This is a genomic window from Dongia sp. agr-C8, from assembly GCF_054658695.1.
This window is the reverse complement of sequence record NZ_BAAGHZ010000007.1, coordinates 1-3,487: the sequence shown is the minus strand read 5'-3', so window position 1 is coordinate 3,487 and position 3,487 is coordinate 1. Positions and strand designations below refer to the sequence as shown.

Here is a 3,487-nt window from a genome sequence, read left to right as displayed (position 1 = left end):
CTGCACCGGCACCCGCACCACATCCGCACCCGCCGGGATCGCCACCTGCTGTGGCGCACCGGCCGCCGCACCGGCCGCTGCCGGCGGCTCCGCCGCAGCGTCGGCCTGCGCCACCTGGACCGCGTCGAACACGCTGTCCTGTTCGTCGGCGGCGAAGATGCTGTCGTGGTGCGTGGAGGAATCCTGCTCGAGCGCGTTGCTCGGGATGTTGCTGTCGGTGGCCATTTCCCGCCTCGTGTGGCGCCCCCTGCAGCGCCCCGGTGACGACCGGATGCCCCCCCGGGCCCGTTGCCGTCCAACTGGGAAACGAGGCCTACCCCTCGAGTATTTCTCTCAATTTTTCGGATTATTTCCGAGAACTGACACCGCCATGTAAGGATGCGCACGAATTCTCGGGTATTTTCGCGGCCCGCCTCTTTGCGCCGGGAAGGCCAGCTTCACCTTCGTCGCGGGCTCTCCGCTCACCCCTGAAAAGGGGTGGACCTCCCTCTATGGCGAGAGGGAGGTCCGAACCGGAACGGAGGGTTCTGTCAGGGGCTCTCCGCCCGGGTAAATCAAGTCACATCGAGGTTCTGCTCGATCGCCACCTTGACCGCCGGGTTGGCGACGGTCGCGTAGACGTCATAGGTGTGCGAGACGCCAGTGATCGGATCGACGAAGCTGCCGGTGCCGAGCTTGGACCCGAAGCCGGTCATGACCACGTTGTCGTGGTCGGCCGAAGTCGGGCCGGCGGTGTCGCCGATGACGAAGAAGTTGATCTGGTGGCCGGCCACCGTGCCGGCGGTCGCGGCGCCGTTGGCGGCGATCACATCGGTCGCACTCAGCGCCAGGGTATTCTGCCCGGCGCCGGTCCGGTCGCTGCTGTCGCCGAGATCGATCATCTCGATGCCGATGAACTTGGCGCTGTCATAGGTGATCGCGTTGCCGCCGCCTTCGACCAGGACGCGGTCGAAGCCGGCGCCGCCGGTGAACGTGTCCTTGCTGTCGTAAAGCATGGTGTCGTTGCCGGCATCGCCGAAGATCAAGTCGCTGCCGCTGCCGCCCTTCATCGTGTCGTTGCCGGGACCGCCGTTGAAGGTGTGGCTCTGGCCGTCATCGGTCTGCAGGTTGATGCCGATATACTGGCCCGAGGACGTATCGCCGTCGCCGTCGGTGAGCTTGGTCTCGAACTTCATGTCGAGATCGGTGCCGGCCACGGTCTGCAGCACCTGCGAACCGGTGATCGCGAACTGAGTGCCGATGCCGTCGATCTCGACCCGGTCGAAGCCGCCGGAGTCATGGACCTTGATGATGTCGCCTGCCTGCAGGCCGTTGACGATGACCCCGCCGTCGTTCAGGCCGCCGTCGGTGTAGTCGATCACCAGCGTGTTTGTGATGTCGATGCCGCCGCGCAGGACGACGAGCTCGCCGGCGGTGATGGCGACCAGGGTCTGGGCCAGGAAATCCGCCTCGGTGGTGCCGGCGAGGTTGTTCTGCTTGGTGACGTCGGCGGCGGTCAGGCGGAGCGAAGTGTTGCCGCCGCCGTTCACCTGGGCGATGGTGAACTGGTAGTCCTGGACCTGGTAATGGCCGGCGAAGTCGAAGCCATTCGCGGTCTTCATGTCACCGGTGAGGTCGTTGACGAAGTCCATGCGCAGGCCTTCGCCCGGATCGATCCACTGGTCGCCTGAACCGATGTCGTTCTTCGAGGTGTTGACGTTGTTGCTGAAGTCGAGCGGCGTGTAGAGCAGGTCCTTGCTGCCGGCGGCGCCGCCGTTGGCACCGACCCCGAACCAGTCGGTGTTGCCGGCCTTGATGCCGGAGAGGTCGGTGAAGTCGACCCGCGCGCCGTCGTCGATGTCCTTGATCTGGGTGAAGGTGTACTGGTCGCCTGCGCCGTCGAGCTTCACGGTGAAGACCGCTTCGCCGTCATCGACGCTCTTGTTGCCGTTGGCATCGACATAGCCGGTCAGCATGTCGGTGCCGAAGCCGGTCAAGAGCACGTCCTTGCCGCCCGAGGTGATCGGCGTGGTGCCGTCGGCCAGGGTCGCCTTGTCGCCGTTGGTGCCGCCGCTGAAGACGATCGAGCCGTAGCCGTCGGCGCCGGTATGCCCGGCGATGTCGAGCGCGCCGGTGATGACGCCGCCCGCGGCATTCAGCAGGCTCTGGTCCTGCGGGTTGAAGGCCTGGGGCACGTCGTCGATCACGTTGATCTTGATCTTGTCGGTCGCGGTGTTGCCGCCGGCGTCCTGGATCGTGATGTCGAAGACTTCGGCATCCAGCACCGTGTTGGCGCCGGCGCCTGCGACCAGCAGGTTCGAGGTCAGCGTATAGGTGAACTTGCCGTCGCTATCGACATGCAGCGTGCCGTAGAGGCCGGGGTAGTCGCCGGCGACCGCGGTGACGCCGGAGCCGAGCACCAGCTGTCCGGTCTTGCTCTCGTCGTTCGAGCCCGGATTGGAGCCGGTGACGCTGCCGGCGGCGATGTCGTTGCCCTCGATGGTCTTGTCGAGCGCCGCCTCGTTGACCGTCACCGTCTGGACGTCGGTCTCGAGCCGCACGGCGTTGACGGTGATGTCGAGCGTGGTGGTGGAGACGTCGCTGTCGCCGTCCTGGATCGTGTAGACGAAGTGATCCACGCCCGAGACGTTCGGCTTCGCCACGTAGGTGTAGCTGCCGTCGGCGTTCAGCGTCAGGGTGCCGAGGCTGGTGACGATCGGGGTGCCGGGGGTGCCGACCGCGGGACTGGCGGTGTTGCTGCCGGCATCGACGCCGATCACGCCGGTGCCGTCGATCTTGCCGTCGGCGCCGAACACGTCGTTGGTCTCGACATTGCTGCTGACCTGGCCGCCGGAGCTCACCGTCTTGCTGTCCGGATTGGCGGTCGGCTCGTCATCGACCAGCTTGAACGAGAGGGTGCCGACGTTGCTGCTGCCGTCGATGTCGGTGACCGTCACCGTGAAATCGATCTGGACATCGGTCGGCGAGAGCTGGTTGTCGGTCGCGGTGAAAGTATAGCTGACCACGCCGGTGCCTTCGTCGAAACCGTTCAAGGTGAGATCGCCGGTCCCCGGAATGGAGATGGTGACGTTGGTCGTGCCGAGCGCCAGCAGATCAGCCAGGGTCAGCACGGTGCCGTCGATATCGACCGTGTCGATGCCATCCGGCGCGGTAATCTTGAAGCTGCCGTCGATATGCTCGGAGGGATCGGAGTCGTTCGTGCCGTTGCTGTCGGCGATCTCGCCGGAGCCGGCCAGCTCACCGGTCCGCTCGGGCAAGCCCTTCTCGTATACGACGGTGCCGTCGCCGCCATAGGTCGGCATGTCCAAGTCGACGCCGGCATTGGCGATACGGATGGTGAGGGTGGCGCTGCTGGTGTCGCCGTCCTTGTCGGTGATCGTGTAGGTGAAGATGTCGTCCACGCCGCCCTTGGTCATGGGGTCGCGGGTGTAGGAATAGCTGCCGTCGGCCTGCAGCGTGAGCTTGCCGTAGGCGCCCTGGAGCGGAC

The 3,487-nt window shown here is 65.6% G+C and carries 2 protein-coding genes; both read right to left on the bottom strand.

Annotated elements, in window-relative coordinates:
* Positions 1-225 (bottom strand): hypothetical protein (locus tag ACYQ4T_RS26785; protein WP_459859702.1); only part of this gene is annotated, 225 nt, incomplete at its 3' end.
* Positions 226-554: 329 nt separating this feature from the next.
* On the bottom strand, positions 555-3,487 hold a 2,933-nt coding region (locus ACYQ4T_RS26780), incomplete at its 5' end, for a beta strand repeat-containing protein (protein ID WP_459859701.1).